Genomic DNA, 17,516 nt, shown 5'->3' with positions numbered 1-17,516 from the left:
AGTGTAAGGAATTGTGGGGCAACTACAGCCCTACTGCCCGCGGCGGCTGGCAGTCATCTGCTGCCAAACGGAGCCGGCCGCTTCCTCGCCGCGTTCGATCCGCTCCAGAGCGATCGAGGCCTGCAGCTGGATCTCGAACTCGCTGTCCCCCGCAGCCTCCCGGAGGGCGGGGATCGCAGTCTCGTCGCCCAGCTCGTACAGGAAGCGGGCGGCCCTCCAGCGGACGAGCTTGTTAGGATCGGCGAGCGCTTCGATCATCGGGCCGATCGCCGCCGGGTCGCCGAGATCGGACAAGGTATCGCCGGCGGTCCGACGGACCGACACCGACTTGTCCCGCAGCGCGGCGAACAGATGCGGCAGCGCCTCCGGACTGCGCAGGTCGCCGAGATAGACGACCGCCAGCCGCCGGATCGACGTGTTCTCGTCGGTTACGGCTCGCGCCAGCTGCGGCAGCATCTCCGGCACCGCCGTGCCGACACGCTCCAGCGCTGCATACCGGACGCGCCAGTCCGGCTCCTCGAGCAGCGAAGCCAGCTCCGCCGGCGTCGGCGGCGCCTGCCTCGGCGCCGACGCAGCCTGCTCCGCTGCCGTGGCGTCCGCGCTCAGCGCGGCGGCTGCAGCGATGAGCTCGCGCAGCCGCTCCGGCGTATAGGCCGCGGACAGCTCGGCCGCGACCTCCGCCGCGATCTCCTCGGGGTCGCCATAGCGGACCCCGAGCTCCTCGAGCTTGCGCTCGCGGATCATGCTCGCGCCCGCCGCTTCCTGCACCGCCGCCGTGAACTGCTCCGGCAGTGCCGTCCGATGCTCGCCAGCGCTCGTCTGGATGCGCAGCTGCATCGGGATGCCCCGATACGTCTGCATCAGTACGTGGGCTTCGCCAAACGTCCGGTCGCCGGCATTCTCCGCATCTGTGCCGTGCTGTCCTTCGGCGCCCCCGAGCAGTGTCCGGGCAGCCTCCAGGATCGGCTGCCAGTCGCTGCTGGGCTTGCGGTCCAGGGCGATGAAGTCCGCCGTCCGGAACAAGCTGCGGACGCCGTCGATCGCGAGCAGGCTGCGCAGCGGCTCAGGCGCCTCGGCGGCCTGGTTTTTGGTATACGTATCCCGCTGCTGGGAAGGCAGCTTCTCATCGACATTGAGCTTCATGGAATTGGGACTTGGCGTCGGTTCGATCGAAATCAGCTTCATATCGGGTACCTCCTGATCATCAAGATAACTATAGCGTTAGTGTACCCCATCTGACTGCCGATTGCGAACCCTCGGAGACGATGTATTCTCGTTTATGCTGCACCTTTTGCGGGTAATTTGCGTACAATGCGTCTCTCTTGTTATTCTAGGGGAGACATCAGAAGGCGAGGAGATGACGGTTTGCGAAGATTGCCATTCCAGAACTCAGATCCCATACAAACCGCCAAAACAATGGCTCAGTTCAAACGTTGGCGCCAAGAACGCGTGCGCAAGGCCAAATATAAAGATTATTCCTATGTGGTACCCAATACAGCTCCAGATCTGACTTACCTGGATCATAACGATTCGGAGCCTTCGATTACATGGATCGGCCACTCGACGTTTTTGGTCCAGCACTCAGGGCTCAATATCGTGACCGATCCCGTCTGGGCGGCCAAGATGGCCATGAACAAGCGGATGACCCCGCCCGGCATCGAGATTACCGATATGCCGCCGGTCGATATTGTGCTCGTCTCTCATTCGCATTACGACCACCTCAATATCTCGTCGCTGCGGCGGCTGACCGGCTCCAAGCTGCTGCTCGTGCCAGCGGGACTTCGCTCGAAGCTGCGGCTCAAGGGATTCATGCGCATCAAGGAGTTCCATTGGTGGGAGTCGATTACGATACGGGGCGTCCGCTTCACGTTCGTCCCGTCCCAGCACTCGACCCGGCGGACGCCGTGGGATATGAACAAGTCGCATTGGGGCGGCTGGGTTATCGAGCCTGCGCCGGATGCGGAGGCGCAGGACGATCCGGGGGCAGCAGAGCGTCACAAAGCTGCGATCTCTGCGCTTGCAGCTCCCAAGAGCGAGCGCGCTGAACCTGCGGCTGAGGCGCGTGAGGAACGTCCGGTCGTCGGCGATCGGCCCGTGATCTATTTTGCGGGGGACAGCGGATACTTCCGGGGATTCGAAGAGATCGGCCGGCGGTTCGAGATTGACGTGGCGCTCATGCCGATCGGCGCATACGAGCCGGAGTGGTTCATGGCGCCGCAGCATGTCTCGCCGGAGGAGGCGCTGCAGGCGTTCCTGGATACGGGAGCGAAGCTGTTCGTGCCGATGCATTACAGCTGCTTCAAGCTCGCCGACGATACGCCGCGCGAGGCGCTGGACCGGCTGGAGAGCGGCAGATGCGACTTGAAGATTGAACCGGAACGTCTGGTGATCCTCTCGCATGGAGAGACTTGGCGTCTGTCGGGAAGATAGGAGCGAAGCGGCGACCCGCTGTTCCGGGCTGAGATACGGGCCTGGACAGCGGTTTTTTGTGTATTTATAAGTGTTTATATGATTCCTGGGAGTCAGGCTAGAAAAAATGCGGCATTAGCGGCAGAAAGAGTCGTTGGAGCAGCTCAAGCTGTAGATTACGACATAATAGCAGCAGAAAGGGTCGTTGGAGCAGCTCAAGCTGTAGATTGCGACACAATAGCGGCAAAAAGGGTCGTTGGAGCAGCTCAAGCCGTAGATTGCGACGCAATAGCGGCAGAAAGGGTCGTTGAAACTGCTCATGCCGGGGATCTCGTGGCACTAGCGACTGGTCCGACCGTTCACCGCGCTCCGTAAGTACCCTTTCTTCCCTCAGCGCGTCGGAGTTGGGCGTCTTTCAAGGACGGCGTAGCCGTTTCACCTTGAAATAGCAAGAAAGTATATGATTCTCCTATCTACTTGGCTTGTATTTCTCCGACAAAGCTCTTCGCACGTCCTAGAAGGACGACGAAGTCGTTTTTTCTTATCTAGCGCGGCAACTCCCGGGAGTACAGCTTTGGGAAAGTGCACCACTTGTAGTAAGCTATATCTAATTGATAACATGCTTACACGCAACGTAACAAAAGAGGGAGGAACTGGCGATGGCACCATCCTACTGCAAAGTGTTGATCGTCGATGACGAGCAGCTGATCCGCCAGGGGATCAAATACTTCATGAACTGGGAGCAGGAAGGCTTCCAGGTCGTCGGCGAAGCCGCGAATGGCCAGGAAGCGATGGAGAAGATCGCCGAGCTGGCTCCGCACATCGTCATCACAGATATCGTCATGCCGCTGATGGACGGGGAAGAGCTGACCAAGCAGATCAAGCTGCACTATCCGGAGATTGAGGTGGTCATCCTTAGCAGCTTCGGCGAGTTCGACTATGTCCGCTCCACCTTCCAGAGCGGCGTGGCCGACTATATCCTCAAGCCCAAGCTTGACATGCAGCATCTGCTGACCGTGCTCAAGCTGGCAGCCGAGCGCATCCCGACGCTGCAAGCGACGACGCAGGGAGAAGGCGGACCGGATGTGCCGCTCCATACGCTGCTCGAACGCTGGCTCACGGGCTTCGAGGCGACAGCGGAGGAGACGGCGAGAGTCTCTGCCATACTGCCCCATCCCTATTATTGCCTGGCCGGCGTGCGTCTCGCCGCAACTGCCGGGGAGCAGCGGCCGCATGACGAACGGACGCGGCAGCAGCTTGGAGCGCTGACGGAGCGCACGCTTCCCGGTGTCGAGGTCTTGCCGCTGCCGACCAACAAGCCGGTGGCAGCATTTCTGCTGAATATGCAGGCACAGGAACTCGGCAGACTCGGCGATTGGGCCGCAGCGCTGGCAGACGAGCTCGGTGCAGGCGGCAGTATACAGACTGCGGTATGCATCAGCGAGCCGTTCACGGAACTGCAACAAGTCGGCGTCATCTACCGCGAGCGGCTGCTGCAGCTGATCGGCTATACCTTTTACTTCCCCGGCCGGCAGGTGCTGCTCGAGCAAGAACTACCCGAACCCCCGGCCCGCAGGGAAGCCTTCCACCTGAGCCGGTTCGCCGATGAGTTCAAACGCGAGCGGTTTGCCGACGCCTTCGACTACCTGCAGGAGCATGTGCAGGCTCTGGCCGACGATTACACGACGGATGTGTTCGAATACAAAACATTCCTGGGCAATCTGATCTTCAACATAACCGTCATGCTTGGCAATATGGATTACGATGTCCAGGAGCTGGAGAAAAATAAGTATGCCTACTTTAAAGCAATCGAAGAAGCGAACTATGCCGATGAAGCGGCGGCTTGTCTGAACCGTTTCATCGCGGAAGCCAGACAGGTTATCGAGACGCGCACGGCTGACACCGGCAATGTCAACATGAAGCGGCTGCTTCAATATATCGATGAGCATTATGCGGAGCCGCTCAGCCTGACCGAGCTCGCCCGTCATTTTCACTTCAATCCGTCCTATCTCTCCAGCTTTTTTACCTCGCATCACGAAGAGGGTTTTGTCGATTACCTGCAGCGCGTACGCACGGACAAGGCGGCCGAGCTGCTACGGGCTGGCGCAGCGACGATCGCCGAGATCGGCGGGATGGTCGGTTTTGCCGATCACAGCTATTTTACGAAAGTATTCAAAAAACACACCGGACTCTCCCCGAGCCGGTACCGCAGACAATATCTGGGGGATGAAAAGGAAGGATAAGGATGCAGCGGATATTCGATCGATTCAAATATAACGGCCTCTTCGTCAAAATGTTCCTGATCATGCTCATCAGCATCGTCGCCGTTGCGGTTACCGTGACATGGACAACGATCAGCATGTCCGAGCGGGTATTCATGAACACCTTCAGCCTGACCAACTCCAAAATCATCGGCCAGATCGAATCAGCGATGGACACCTACAACTATTCCATCGTGCTGACTGCCAACGGGATCTCGCAAAGCGGCACGGCCCGCAGCTTCCTCACTCAGGAGAACGGCAATTCGCTTGACCAGAATAACAGCTACTACAGCATGGGCCGCCTGTTCAGTCAGATCAGCACCGGCTTGGAGGCGTATGAGGTTGGCATCTACATCACCGGCAGCAACGGCAGAAGCTATGCGACGGAACGCACCTTCTGGCCGGTTACGGATACAGAGCTCCGCGAGCACCGGGCTACCGAACGGGCCATGGCGGAGCCGCGCCGGCTTATCTATCAGTATGACGATCCCCGCGAGGCAGGGATCCCGGGGAGTCAGCCGGCGGTGATCGTCACCAAGGCGATGATCGACCGCTCGTCGGCATCGGTCTATGGCGTGATCTACTTCTCCATGCTCGAGACGGAATTCCGCCGTTTCTACTCCAGCTTCACCACCCCGGGCAACGATGTCGTCATCATGGGATCGGATGGAGCCGTCATCTCCTCCAATCGCGAGGACTGGCTGGGGATGCAGGACCATGAATGGCTGTCGTACGCCCGCCAGATGCAGGATGACGGACTGCCCTATCTGGAGGCGGACATCGCCGGTACCGACAGCATCCTGGTCGCCAATTACAATCCGTCTCTGGATCTGTATATCCTCAACATCATCGACAAAAAAATCGCTATCGGCCAGTTTATCGATACCGATACGATTATCCTGGGAGTTACCGCCATTGTTGCGATTGCCCTGATCATCGTCTTCCTCATCTCACGCCGGCTGACCCGATCGCTGTCGCTGCTGGTGAAGCAGATTTCGACCATTTCCAAATACGAATTCGACCATCATGTGAGCGCAACCGGCAGCTATGAGACTCGCCAGCTGGCCAGTGCCTTCAATGCGATGATGGACGAGCTGCAAGCGTACGTGCGTCAGTTGGTCCATACCCAGAAGCAGCAGCGGAACGCCGAGCTGTCGGCGCTGCAGCAGCAGATCAATCCGCATTTCCTGTACAATACGCTGGCCTCGGTCAAATTCATGGTGCAGCAGGGCAGCAAAGAAAAGGCGGCGGAGATTATCAACGCGCTGATCTCACTGCTGCAAAACGCGATTGGCAACGCCAGTGAAACGATCACGATCGGCCAGGAGCTGGCCAATCTGCGCAATTATGTATTTATCAATCATATCCGCTACGGCGAACGAATCAAGGTCAACTATTTTGTCTCCCCGGATTGTATGGGCTACTGCGTGCCGAAGCTGATGATCCAGCCATTCATCGAAAATGCGTTCTTCCACGGGTTTGGCCGCAAGTCGGAGGGGCATATCTACATCATGGTCTCCCAGGATGGAGATACGCTGCTCTGCGAGGTCGTCGACAACGGCGACGGCATGGTGCTGGACGCGGGGAGCGGACTCCCGGCTCCCAGCGGCAAGCGGCAGCAGTTCACCGGCATCGGCGTAAGGAATGTCCATGAACGCATCCGGCTGTTGTATGGCGACGGCTATGGAGTGACCATTACCAGTGAGCTGGGAGAAGGGACCAAGGTCCGCATCCGGATCCCGCTGATCGAAGGGTAAAGATATTACCACTATCCAAAAATCGTACCAATAGGAAAATTAACAATCCAAAAACCTATAATAATCTGACCAAAGCTGGCAAAGATAATCCTAACCAGCGCAAACCTGCCAATGCTAAAATGAATGCAGTGAGCGGGGAAACGCTTACAGGATGATAGACAAATGGAGGTCTTGACATGAAAAAACTCTTTGCCTTGCTGTTGGTCACGGTGATGGTCCTGACGGCGTGCACGACTGGCGGCAACAACAATGAAGGGGCGGCGGAAGGCGGCAGCGCAGACAAGCTGGTCGTCTGGGCCTGGGATGCCAATTTCAATGTGAAAGCGATGAATCTGGCCAAAGAAGCCTTCGGCGGGGACATTGAAATACAGGTTATCGAAAATGCCCAGGACGATATCGTCCAGCGTCTGAATACCGGTATGAGCTCCGGCACGACCCGCGGTCTGCCCAATATCGTCCTGATCGAGGACTATCGGGCCCAAAGCTTCCTGCAGGCGTACCCGGACATGTTCTATCCGATCGGCGACAGCTTCCAGGTTTCGGACTTCGCAGATTACAAGATCGGCCCGACCAGCGCTGACGGCGAGCAGTACGGCCTGCCGTTCGACTCCGGTGTAGCAGGGCTGTTCGTCCGCACCGACTACCTGCAGGAAGCGGGCTACAGCGCAGATGATCTGCAGAACATCACTTGGGACGAGTACATCGAGATCGGGACCAAGGTCAAAGAAGCAACAGGCAAGGACTGGATCTCCCTTGACCCCAACGATCTGGGCATCCTTCGCATGATGATTCAGGCGGCCGGTTCCTGGTATGTGCAGGAAGACGGCGAGACTGCCGATCTGAAGGACAACGCGCCTTTGAAAGAAGCTTTTGAGGTGTATAAAAAAATGATGGACGCCAACATCGTGCGCATCCACTCCGACTGGAGCCAATACGTAGCGAACTATAACAGCGGCAATGTCGCTTCCGTACCGACAGGCAACTGGTTCACCGCATCGATCACCGCTGCCGAGGATCAAGCCGGCAACTGGGCGATCGTCCCGATGCCGCGACTGTCGAACAACGATTCCGTCAACGCAACGAATCTGGGCGGCAGCTCCTGGTATGTGTTAAACGTTCCTGGCAAAGAGCAGGCGGCCGAGTTCCTGGGCCAAACCTTTGGTTCGGACGTTGATTTGTACCAGACGCTGGTACAGGAGATCTCCGCCATCGGCACGTACCTGCCGGCAGCGGAAGGTGAAGCTTACAAGGCGCCCAACGAGTTCTTCGGCGGCCAGCACGTCATCTCCGACTTCGCTGCCTGGACGGGCGAGATCCCGAACGTCAACTACGGCATGAACACGTACGCCATCGAGGATATCCTCGTTGTTGAGATGCAGGCTTACCTCAACGGCAAATCCGTCGATCAAGCGCTGGCTGACGCACAGACGCAAGCCGAGACGCAGATCCGATAACCACGTGGTTGCGCCCTACAGATAAAAGCTGCGTATGTCCCGGCCGGACTTGCCGGCCGGGACATGCGGCATGCCGCAAGCCTGCGGTTTCGACAACGGTGTGAGAGAGGCGAATATCATGAATATAAGAGCAAGAACGAATGCTGTCGGTTGGTCGTTCATCGCATTGGCGGTCATCATGATCTGCATTTTCTATTTTTATCCGATGGTTCGGGCCTTGATGCTCTCGTTTCAATCGGGTACCGGCACCAATCTGTCATATGTCGGAATAGACAATTACGCTCGTTTGCTGACCGACAATACGTTTAAAACAGCGCTGTTCAACACCTTCATCTATCTGATCATTCAAGTGCCGGTCATGATTATACTGGCTATTTTTATTTCCGTGCTGCTTAATGATCCGAAGCTGAAGTTCAAAGGTTTTTTCCGGACGGCGATCTTCCTGCCGGCGGTCACTTCACTCGTTGCGTATTCGATAATTTTCAAGTATCTGTTTGCCGGCGACGGTCTCGTCAATATGTTGCTGATGAATCTGCATATTATCCAGACGCCGATTCAGTGGATTACCGACCCGTTCTGGGCCAAGGTGACGATCATTATCGCCATCACGTGGCGCTGGACAGGCTACAACATGATCTTCTATCTGTCGGCATTGCAGAATATCGACAACTCGATCTACGAAGCGGCGCGCATCGATGGCGCAAATGCCTTCACCCAATTTACGAAAATAACGGTTCCGCTGTTGAAGCCGATTATATTGTTCACCTCGATCACGTCGACCATCGGAACACTGCAGCTGTTCGACGAGGTCATGAATATTACCCAGGGCGGTCCGGGCAATGCGACGATGACGCTGTCCCAGTATATCTATTACCTCTCGTTCCGCTACACGCCTGACTTTGGTTATGCGGCTACCGTTTCGTATGCGATCGTGATCCTGATCGTGATCTTCTCGATTCTTCAGTTCAGATTGGCAGGTGACCGTAAATAATGGCAACCCTCAAACGTATTTTGATGTATGTGTTCCTGAGCGGGGCGGCGGCGATCTCGATCTTCCCGTTCCTATGGATGATCATCAGCTCCACCAACCGCTCCGTCGATGTCACCCAGGGTAAGCTGCTGCCGGGCAATGCCCTGGGCGATAACCTGAGCAAGGCCTTCGGGACGATCGACATCGTGCCGGCCCTGATGAACTCGGCGCAGATCTCCATCATTACGACATTGCTGGCGATGCTCATCTCTTCATTGGCCGGCTATGGCTTCGAGATCTTCCGCAGCCGGGCCAAGGACATCGTCTTCAGCATCCTGCTGCTCTCGATGATGATCCCGTTCGCCGCATTGATGGTGCCGCTGTACCGGATGTTCGGCAGCATCTCGCAGACGATGCCGTTCATCGGCATCGATACGATCGGCTCCGTCATCCTCCCGACGATGGTGACGGCCTTCCTGATCTTCTTCTTCCGCCAGAGCACCAAGATGTTCCCCAAGGACATGCTGGAGGCGGGCCGGATCGATGGCCTCAGCGAGCTCGGCGTTTTCTTCCGCATCTATGTGCCGACGATGCGCACCACCTATGCGGCTGCGGCGATCATCACATTCATGGCCAGCTGGAACAACTACCTGTGGCCGCTCGTCGTGCTGCAGTCGCCGGAGAAACGGACGATCCCGCTGCTGATCTCCAACCTCGGGTCCAGCTATTCGCCGGACTATGGGGTCATCATGACTGTGATTCTGATCGCGACGCTCCCGACGGCGATCGTCTTCTTCCTGATGCAGAAGCATTTCGTAGCGGGGATGACCGGCTCGGTCAAATAAGGACCTGGAGGAGAAATGATGACAACTACAGAACCTGCTCTGGCGTGGCTGAGCGACCCGGCGGTATTTGCCGTCAATCGTCTGCCGGCCCACTCCGATCATACCTACTATCGGACCCGGGAAGAGGCGGCGCGGCGGGGCGCGATGACGATGCGCCATTCGCTGAACGGCGTTTGGTCGTTCAACTATGCAGTGAACCCTGCAGCGCGGCCGGCGGAGTTCTACCGTGATGACTTCAGTACAGCTGGATGGGGCTCCATCCAGGTACCGGGACATATCCAGCTCCAGGGCCACGGACAGCCGCAGTATGTGAACACGATGTACCCGTGGGACGGCAGGGAGGAGCTGCGTCCGCCGCAGATCTCCGAGGAGCATAACCCGGTGGGGAGCTATGTGCGTCATTTCTCCCTGCCCGCAGAGCTCGCGCAAGGACCCGTCTACATCTCGTTCCAGGGGGTGGAGACGGCCTTGTATGTCTGGCTGAACGGCGAGTTCGTCGGATACGCCGAAGACAGCTTCACGCCGTCGGACTTCGAGCTGACCCCCTACCTGCGCGAAGGGGACAACAAGCTTGCCGTCGAGGTCTATCAGCGGAGTACGGGCAGCTGGCTGGAGGACCAGGACTTCTGGCGCTTCTCCGTGATCTTCCGCGAGGTGTACTTGTATACCGTACCGCAGCTTCATGTCTTCGATCTGGATGTGAGACCGGAGCTGGATGCATCGCTTCAGCAGGGCGAGGTGAAGGTTGCGATGAAGCTGCTCCCTGCCGCCCCTGCGGGTGCCCGGGCGGTTCTCTCGCTGCTGGATTCAGCAGGCCGAGAGGCAGCCTCCGCTGCCGTGCCTCTGATAGCCGGGGAGGAACAGGTCCATGCGATCCTGAGTGTATCCGATCCCTGTCTGTGGAGTGCCGAACGTCCTTATCTGTACGAGCTGTATATCGAGCTGCGGGCTGCCGACGGTGCGGTCGTCGAGGTCATCCCGCAGCGCGTCGGCTTCCGCCGCTTCGAGATGGTGGAGAAAGTGATGCAGATCAATGGCGAGCGTATCGTCTTCAAGGGCGTCAACCGCCATGAGTTCCATCCACGCCGCGGCCGCGCGATCTCGCGCGAGGATATGCTGTGGGATATCCGGACGTTGAAGCAGAACAATATCAACGCTGTCCGCACCTCGCATTATCCGAACCAGACGCTCTGGTACGAGTTGTGCGATGAGTACGGCATCTACGTGATCGATGAGATGAATCTGGAAACACACGGTTCGTGGCAGAAGATGGGGGCCGTCGAGCCGTCGTGGAATATCCCGCGCAGCGATCCGCAGTGGCAGGATATTGTGCTGGACCGTGCGATCTCCATGTATGAGCGCGACAAGAATCATCCGTCCATCCTCATCTGGTCGCTCGGCAACGAGTCGTATGTCGGCGATGTGCTGCTGGAGACGGCGCGTTATTTCCGCAGCAAAGACAGCGGCAGGCTCGTCCATTACGAAGGCGTGTTCTACGACCGCGCCTATACCGAGTGCAGCGATATGGAGAGCCGGATGTACGCCAAGCCGGCAGATATTATCGACTACCTGGAGAATGACCCGGACAAGCCGTATATCAGCTGCGAATACATGCATGCGATGGGCAATTCGCTGGGCGGCATGCGCCATTATACCGATCTGGAGGCGCAGTACCCGCTGTACCAGGGCGGCTTCATCTGGGATTATATCGACCAGGCTCTCTACAAGAAAGACCGGTACGGCAAGGAGTTCCTCGCCTATGGCGGCGACTTCGGCGACCGGCCGACCGATTACGGCTTCTGCACCAACGGTATCGTCTATGCCGATCGCACCTTATCGCCGAAGATGCAGGATGTGAAGTTCCTCTACCAGAACCTGAAGGTGTCGCCTACCCGTGAGGGTGTACGGGTGCGCAACGACAATCTGTTCACGTCGTCGTCGGACTTCGAGCTGGTGGTCGTGCTGCGCCGCGAAGGCGTGGAAGCGGGGCGTCTGACACTGCGTACGGATGTCGCGCCGTTGACAGAGCAGGTCGTACCGCTGACGCTGACTGATGGGCTGTCTCTGCCTGGCGAGTACACGATCGATGCGGCATTCGTGCTGCGCGAGTCGACGCTGTGGGCGGCAGCCGGGCATGAGGTGGCCTTCGGCCAGCATGTGTTCCGGGTGGAGGGTGAAGCGGGGGCGGAGGGACGGACTGGCAGGGACAACGGTCAAACGGGGCTGTCTGACGGTAAGGTGACAGGCGCGTCTGCGGCTGGAGGCGGGCCGGACGCGGGGTCGACAGCAGTAACGCAGCCACAAAGGGGCAGCGCTCCACTGACTGCGTGGCCGACGGGCTTCACGCCGCTCCAGGTCGCCGAGGGCGATGTCTACGTCGGTGTGCGCGGCGAGGGCTTCAGCGCGATGTTCTCCCGTCAGGGGCTTGGGCTTACCTCGCTCCGGTATGGCGACCGCGAGCTGATCGCCGCGCCGCCGGCGCCGCTGTTCTGGCGGGCGACGACGGACAATGACCGCGGCTATGCCCAAGGCTACGACGCCGCGCTGTGGTATGCGGCGAGTCTCTCCCGCAAGCTGGTCAGCTTCGACTGGCAGGCGGCAACGGACGGCGGCGAAGCGCGCTTCACGTACCGCTATGCGCTGGCGATCCATGCGGAGGTGGAGGTGTCCGTGGAGTATACGGTGACACCTGACGGGCGCGTCCGTGTCGACAGCAGGTACAAAGGGGCGGCCGGACTGCCGCGGCTGCCGATCTTCGCGCTCTCGTGGAAGGTGCCGGCGGATTACAGCCGTCTCGCCTGGTATGCGCTCGGACCGGCAGAGAATTATGCCGATCGCGCCGAGGGTGCCCGCCTGGGTCTGTTCGAGGGCACGGCAGCCGGCAATGTCGCAGGCTACCTGAATCCTCAGGAGTCGGGCAACCGTACCGGCGTCCGCCGCGTCAGCGTGCTGGACGAAGCGGGACGCGGCTTGCGCGTCAGTGCGGCGGCGGATGGCGAGCCGCTGGAGTGCAATGTCTCGCCCTACACCGCCTTTGAGCTGGAGAACGCCCAGCACCACTATGAGCTGCCGGAGATCCATTACTCCGTCATCACCGTAGCGGGGCGTCAGATGGGCGTCGGCGGCGATGACAGCTGGGGGGCGCCGGTGCATGAGCCGTACCAGATCCCGAGCGACGGCGAGCTGGCTTTCCGCTTTGTTCTTAGCCGGGAGGGGCTGTAGTCCCTGGTCCTGCGGTATTTCCCGATCTCCGCTTTGGCCTTGGAAGGCCCGGGCGGAGATCGTTTTTTCGTTTTTTTTACAACCAGACCTATTCATTTCCAGACGTGCGGCTTCCCCGCAGGCGAGGCTGTCCAGCATCAGGCAGGGCAGTCTCGCTTCCGTAAGCCGGCCTTAACCGCATTGTGCCGCCTCGCGTCAGAAAATGCCCGTCAAGACTGGTATAATCGCGGGGACAAGCGTATACTTGTAGGCAGTAATCTTACCAAGGGGGAACGACTACATGTCTACACAGCAAGTCCGCATCGGGATGATCGGCGCCGGGGCGATCGGCGATGTGCACATGAACGTATTCAAGCGGGTACCGGAAGCTCAGATGGCATCGGTTACAGACGCTTATCTTCCGCTGGCGCAGGATAAGGCGAAGATCCATGGCATCGAGAGGGTCCACGATAACCCGCAGGCGATGCTGGAGGACAGCGAGATCGATGCGGTCATCATCGGCGTCCCGAACCAGTATCATGCGCCGCTGGCGGTAGAGGCGCTCAAAAACGGCAAGCATGTGCTCCTGGAGAAGCCGATGGCGATCGACGCCGAATCCGCTCGGGAGATCGTAGAGGCGATGGAGGCATCCGGCAAAATCCTGATGATGGCCCACCAGATGCGCTGGACGGGACTGGCCCGTGCCTTCAAGCAGCATATCGAGAAGGGAGATCTGGGCCGCATCTACCACGGCAAGACCGGCTGGTTCCGCAAGAAGGGCATCCCGGGCTGGGGCTCGTGGTTCACGCGCAAGGATCAATCCGGCGGCGGCCCGCTCATCGACATCGGCGTACATATGCTGGATCTGTCGCTCTACCTGATGGGCAACCCGCGGCCGGTATCGGTGTACGGTGCGACATATGCCGAATTCGGGCCGCGCAAGCGCGGCATGGGCACATGGGGTACGCCCAACTGGGACGGTTATTATGATGTAGAGGATCTGGCGACGGCGCTGATCAAGATGGACAACGGCTCCACCCTCTCGCTGGAGGTCAGCTGGGCTGCTCATGCCGCAGGTCTCGGCCAGGAACCGTTTATCCATCTGATGGGTACCGAAGCGGGCGGCTCGATCGTCGGCGACAAAGGCACCCTGGTTACGCATGCCTTCGATCAGGTCGTCGAGGCCGAGATCAAGCATCTGGGCGGCGAAGACGACCGGACGATGATGAGCAAGCATTTCGTCTCCTGTATCCTCGAGAACCAAGAGCCGATCTCCTCCGCGCTCTCCGGCTACACCAATAACCGTATTCTCGGGGCCATCTACGAATCCTGCAAGACGGGCAACGAGATTAAGCTGACATGGTAGCGTAACGCGGGGCAGCAGCACTGGAGACGGAGAGGATCAATATGTCGCCTCAGGAAGAGATAGCAGGCATCACTTAAGCCCATAACCGAGTCTGCATCGAGGTGCAGCTCGGTTTTTTGGACTTGCTGCCATGGAGCCTGCTCCTGAGCGTGGATGAGTAGGAGGGACATTCACTTGAAGACAGTAGATTTGAATTGCGATATGGGGGAAAGCTTCGGCACATATAGATTGGGCTCCGATGCCGAGATTCTGAAGTTCGTCACCTCGGCCAATATCGCTTGCGGCTTCCATGCGGGGGATGCGGGGACGATGCGGCGGACAGTGAAGCTGGCACTCGAGCACGGCGTTGGCATCGGCGCTCACCCGGGCCTGCAGGACCTGGTCGGCTTCGGCCGCCGCCGGATGGATATCTCTCCACAAGAGGCGTATGAGATCGTCGTCTACCAGATCGGCGCGCTGTGGGGGTTCGTCCGCTCGGAAGGCGCACAGCTGCAGCACGTGAAGCCTCATGGCGAGCTGTACAATATGGCGGCGCAGGATGCCGCGCTGGCGGAAGCGGTAGCCGAGGCGGTCTACAGGATCGATCCGGCGCTCGTCTTGTTCGGACTGGCAGGGAGCAAGCTGGTGGCTGCAGGCAAGAAGATCGGTTTGCGGACCGCTTGCGAGGTATTCTCCGATCGCACGTATCAGGCTGACGGCTCCTTGACTCCCAGGAAGCAGGAGGGGGCGCTGATCGCTAATGATGAAGCCGCGACAGCACAGGTCATCCGGATGATTGAGGAAGGCAAGGTGATGTCCCGGCAACTGGTCGATGTGGACATTCAAGCGGATACTATCTGCATCCATGGGGACGGCGATCATGCGCTCACTTTTGCCCGCACCATCCGCAAGGCGCTGGCGCAGGCTGGCATAACGGTCCGGGCCGTCGGCAGGACAGCGGACGTGTAAGCGCGGGAGAACCGCAGATCGTTTATGGGGAGCCAGTCGCTCTCCGACGAAGTCATATCCGCCTCCCTGTCGAGCATAGACTGGTGCCAAGAACCGCAGCGCCGGTTTATTTGACTAGCCGAGAGGGAGGGACGCTCATGCGTGCTATCGCAGCCGCCTTACGGCGGTGTCAAGAAGAACGTCGATCTTGCGTGTGCGCCACGATCATCCGGGTGGAGGGCTCGGCTTACCGCCGGGAGGGGGCACGCTGTTTGATCCATGCCGACGGCAGGATCACCGGTATCCTGAGCGGCGGGTGCCTGGAGGCCGATATCCGGGAGCAGGCCCATACCGTCTTCGCCAGCGGCGTGCCGAAGAGGCTCGCCTACGACCTCCATGACGTGGAGGACGAGCCGTGGGGGCTCGGGGCGGGGTGCAACGGTTCGGTCACGGTCTGGCTTGAGCTGTTCGATCCCGTCAGCCTCCCGGATACGGCATCTGCGATGCTTGCTGATGGCGAGGAGAGGCTGACAGCCAAGGCGGAATACTGGGCGTTGATGGTGCTGGCCGACAGGAGCGGACGTTATGCGCCGGGGACCCGCTGGCGGCAGTCGTGCGATGCTTTGAGAGGTGAGCATGGGGGATGTAAAGCGTCAGGATCTGTAACGGCAGAGCTTGGGCTGCCTGAGAGCGGCGATGGGATATGCGCCGTGATCATAGATGGTCAGCCTGTAGAGGTGTTTGCGGAATATATCCGTCCCCAGCCCAGGCTGTACATCATCGGTGCTGGCGCCGACGCCGAACTGCTCTCGCGTGTGGCCGCCATTCTTGACTGGCCCGCGACGATCGTGTATCACCGGACCACACAAGCGGAGCCTTCGCGGTTTCCCGCTGCCGACCGGGTCCATCACGTGCCGCGAGCGGACTTCTCCAGCCTGGCTGCCCTCCCGGGCGGATATGCGGTCGTCATGACCCATCAGCTCGAGCTCGATCAGGAGGCCGTCCGGCAGCTGCTGCCTATGGAGGGGATCGTCTATGTCGGCGTCCTCGGCTCCCGCAGCCGCATCAGGCGTATCGTCACGCCTGCCGTGGCTGCCGAGGGCTTCCGTGCCGAATGGCTGCACAAGCTGCACGCGCCGATCGGCCTGGACATCGGCGGCGGGACGCCGGAGGCGATCAGTCTGAGCATCTTGGCCGAACTGGTGGCGCACCGCAATGGTCGCTCCGGCGGCCGGCTGCGCGATCTTGGCATGCTCGAGGAGGCTGCGGGAAGAGCCGGGTCCGCAAGGAGGGAAGGTGTGCGGGAGGGACAGCGACAGGTGAGCCGCGAGGCCGATGATGGAGCGGCCCCGTTATGAAACGACTGTCCGTATGGATCGCTATCGCTGCCGCCGGACAGTCGCGCCGGATGGGCATGCCCAAGCAGCTGCTGCCGATTGACGGCGTGCCGATGCTCCGGCATGTGATACGCCGGGTTATAGCTGCTCGGGGAGAGCTGGATCTGGCGGCGCTGCGAGGCTGTCCGTGTGCGGCAGCGGACCTAGAGGCGGCTGACCGCTCAGAGCCGGAGCGTCCGCCTGGCTGTCCCCATGCGGCTCCGGGTGCAGCAGCGCCTGACCTGCCGGCGCCGGCGCAGACGCGTGGCTGTCCGGAGCGTCCGTCTGGCGGCGCGACAAACGGGGCAGCCGGGTCGGGCTCCGAGTGCGCCGGCGGACTGCAGCAGGCGCAGCTGCAGGTGGCGGTCATCGCCGCCGACGATCCGGAGCTGCGGGAGCGCTGCGAGGAGGCGGGGGTGCGGTGGATTGTCAATCCCGAGACGAGGCAGGGGCTGAGCAGTACGATCCGCACGGCGGTCTTGCATGCCGAGCGGGAGGATGCGGAGGCGCTCCTGATCCTCCTTGGCGATCAACCGGACATCGATCCATCGGTGGTGATGATGGCGGTCAAGCTTTATTTGGCGGAGCAGCCGGTCATCATCCAGGCTAAATATGCAGACGGGCCGGGTCATCCGGTACTCTTCGACAGACGCCTGTGGCCCGAACTGCTGCAGCTGCAGGGTGATTGCGGCGCCCGCGCGCTGATCCGCAGCTACAGGGAATTCGTCCGTTATGTCGAATCGCCTGCGCGCGCTCCCGTCGATCTGGACACGCCGGAGGAATATGCAGCCTATATGCGCAGGCGTGGGGGAATCTGAGCCAGACAAGTCTAGCCATGAAAAAGGAGCGGAGATCTATGCACCAAAAAATGGTGCTTAGATCTCCGCTCCAAGTGCCACTTGACCGATCCAAGCGCCAAAATGGTGCTTACAGCTTGGTCTCGATCACTG

At 59.7% G+C, this 17,516-nt stretch carries 12 protein-coding genes; 11 read left to right on the top strand and 1 reads right to left on the bottom strand.

Translation table 11 applies throughout. The annotated features are described in order from the left end of the window. Positions 1-30 precede the first annotated feature (30 nt). Positions 31-1,185 carry a conserved virulence factor C family protein gene (locus ABC336_RS08745; protein WP_413238291.1) on the bottom strand — a complete coding sequence of 385 codons (1,155 nt, stop codon included), beginning with the start codon at positions 1,183-1,185 and terminating at the stop codon, positions 31-33. A 180-nt stretch (positions 1,186-1,365) separates the two neighbouring features. On the opposite strand from ABC336_RS08745, the gene ABC336_RS08740 reads away from it, so the two are divergent. From ABC336_RS08740 to ABC336_RS08690, 11 genes are all read left to right on the top strand, one after another. Continuing rightward, complete coding sequence (locus tag ABC336_RS08740) at positions 1,366-2,430, top strand: MBL fold metallo-hydrolase (protein WP_413238290.1); 1,065 nt, start codon at positions 1,366-1,368, stop codon at positions 2,428-2,430. Between the two features lie 638 nt (positions 2,431-3,068). Next, positions 3,069-4,652, top strand: coding sequence for a response regulator transcription factor (locus tag ABC336_RS08735; RefSeq protein WP_413238289.1), 1,584 nt, complete (start codon positions 3,069-3,071; stop codon positions 4,650-4,652). 2 nt (positions 4,653-4,654) lie between these two features. Then, the gene (locus ABC336_RS08730; protein WP_413238288.1) at positions 4,655-6,427 is read left to right on the top strand and encodes a sensor histidine kinase; all 1,773 of its coding nucleotides are present in this window, start codon (positions 4,655-4,657) and stop codon (positions 6,425-6,427) included. Between the two features lie 176 nt (positions 6,428-6,603). Next, positions 6,604-7,881, top strand: a complete 1,278-nt coding sequence (locus ABC336_RS08725; protein WP_413238287.1) for an ABC transporter substrate-binding protein — start codon at positions 6,604-6,606, stop codon at positions 7,879-7,881. Positions 7,882-7,999: 118 nt separating this feature from the next. Beyond that, positions 8,000-8,872: a carbohydrate ABC transporter permease gene (locus ABC336_RS08720; protein ID WP_413238286.1), complete on the top strand. Its 873-nt coding sequence runs from the start codon at positions 8,000-8,002 to the stop codon at positions 8,870-8,872. After that, positions 8,872-9,696 carry a carbohydrate ABC transporter permease gene (locus ABC336_RS08715; protein ID WP_413238285.1) on the top strand — a complete coding sequence of 275 codons (825 nt, stop codon included), beginning with the start codon at positions 8,872-8,874 and terminating at the stop codon, positions 9,694-9,696. The genes ABC336_RS08720 and ABC336_RS08715 overlap by 1 nt, the downstream gene beginning before the upstream one ends. A gap of 18 nt (positions 9,697-9,714) precedes the next feature. Next, entirely contained in the window at positions 9,715-12,918 is a 3,204-nt protein-coding gene (gene lacZ, locus ABC336_RS08710; RefSeq protein ID WP_413242474.1) for a beta-galactosidase, LacZ type, read from the top strand. A 280-nt stretch (positions 12,919-13,198) separates the two neighbouring features. Continuing rightward, positions 13,199-14,263: a Gfo/Idh/MocA family protein gene (locus ABC336_RS08705; RefSeq protein WP_413238284.1), complete on the top strand. Its 1,065-nt coding sequence runs from the start codon at positions 13,199-13,201 to the stop codon at positions 14,261-14,263. Between the two features lie 174 nt (positions 14,264-14,437). Beyond that, on the top strand, positions 14,438-15,211 hold the full coding sequence (locus ABC336_RS08700; protein ID WP_413238283.1) for a LamB/YcsF family protein: 774 nt from the start codon (positions 14,438-14,440) through the stop codon (positions 15,209-15,211). Positions 15,212-15,348: 137 nt separating this feature from the next. Beyond that, the gene (locus ABC336_RS08695) at positions 15,349-16,548 is read left to right on the top strand and encodes an XdhC family protein (RefSeq protein WP_413238282.1); all 1,200 of its coding nucleotides are present in this window, start codon (positions 15,349-15,351) and stop codon (positions 16,546-16,548) included. Continuing rightward, positions 16,545-17,384 (top strand): nucleotidyltransferase family protein, encoded by an 840-nt coding sequence (locus ABC336_RS08690; protein WP_413238281.1) that lies wholly within the window; start codon positions 16,545-16,547, stop codon positions 17,382-17,384. Before ABC336_RS08695 ends, ABC336_RS08690 begins: the two co-directional genes overlap by 4 nt. Positions 17,385-17,516: the final 132 nt, after the last annotated feature.

The organism is Paenibacillus jepli (assembly GCF_047238105.1).
Taxonomy (GTDB): Bacteria; Bacillota; Bacilli; order Paenibacillales; family Paenibacillaceae; genus Paenibacillus_D.
This window is presented reverse-complemented; position numbering and strand designations above follow the sequence as displayed.

Bases quoted from the DNA above. Each gene is read 5' to 3' on its own strand.
- ABC336_RS08745 (WP_413238291.1), bottom strand. From the start codon at position 1,185: ATGAAGCTGATTTCGATCGAACCGACGCCAAGTCCCAATTCCATGAAG.
- ABC336_RS08735 (WP_413238289.1), top strand. From the start codon at position 3,069: ATGGCACCATCCTACTGCAAAGTGTTGATCGTCGATGACGAGCAGCTG.
- ABC336_RS08730 (WP_413238288.1), top strand. From the start codon at position 4,655: ATGCAGCGGATATTCGATCGATTCAAATATAACGGCCTCTTCGTCAAA.
- ABC336_RS08725 (WP_413238287.1), top strand. From the start codon at position 6,604: ATGAAAAAACTCTTTGCCTTGCTGTTGGTCACGGTGATGGTCCTGACG.
- ABC336_RS08720 (WP_413238286.1), top strand. From the start codon at position 8,000: ATGAATATAAGAGCAAGAACGAATGCTGTCGGTTGGTCGTTCATCGCA.
- ABC336_RS08715 (WP_413238285.1), top strand. From the start codon at position 8,872: ATGGCAACCCTCAAACGTATTTTGATGTATGTGTTCCTGAGCGGGGCG.
- lacZ (WP_413242474.1), top strand. From the start codon at position 9,715: ATGACAACTACAGAACCTGCTCTGGCGTGGCTGAGCGACCCGGCGGTA.
- ABC336_RS08705 (WP_413238284.1), top strand. From the start codon at position 13,199: ATGTCTACACAGCAAGTCCGCATCGGGATGATCGGCGCCGGGGCGATC.
- ABC336_RS08695 (WP_413238282.1), top strand. From the start codon at position 15,349: ATGCGTGCTATCGCAGCCGCCTTACGGCGGTGTCAAGAAGAACGTCGA.
- ABC336_RS08690 (WP_413238281.1), top strand. From the start codon at position 16,545: ATGAAACGACTGTCCGTATGGATCGCTATCGCTGCCGCCGGACAGTCG.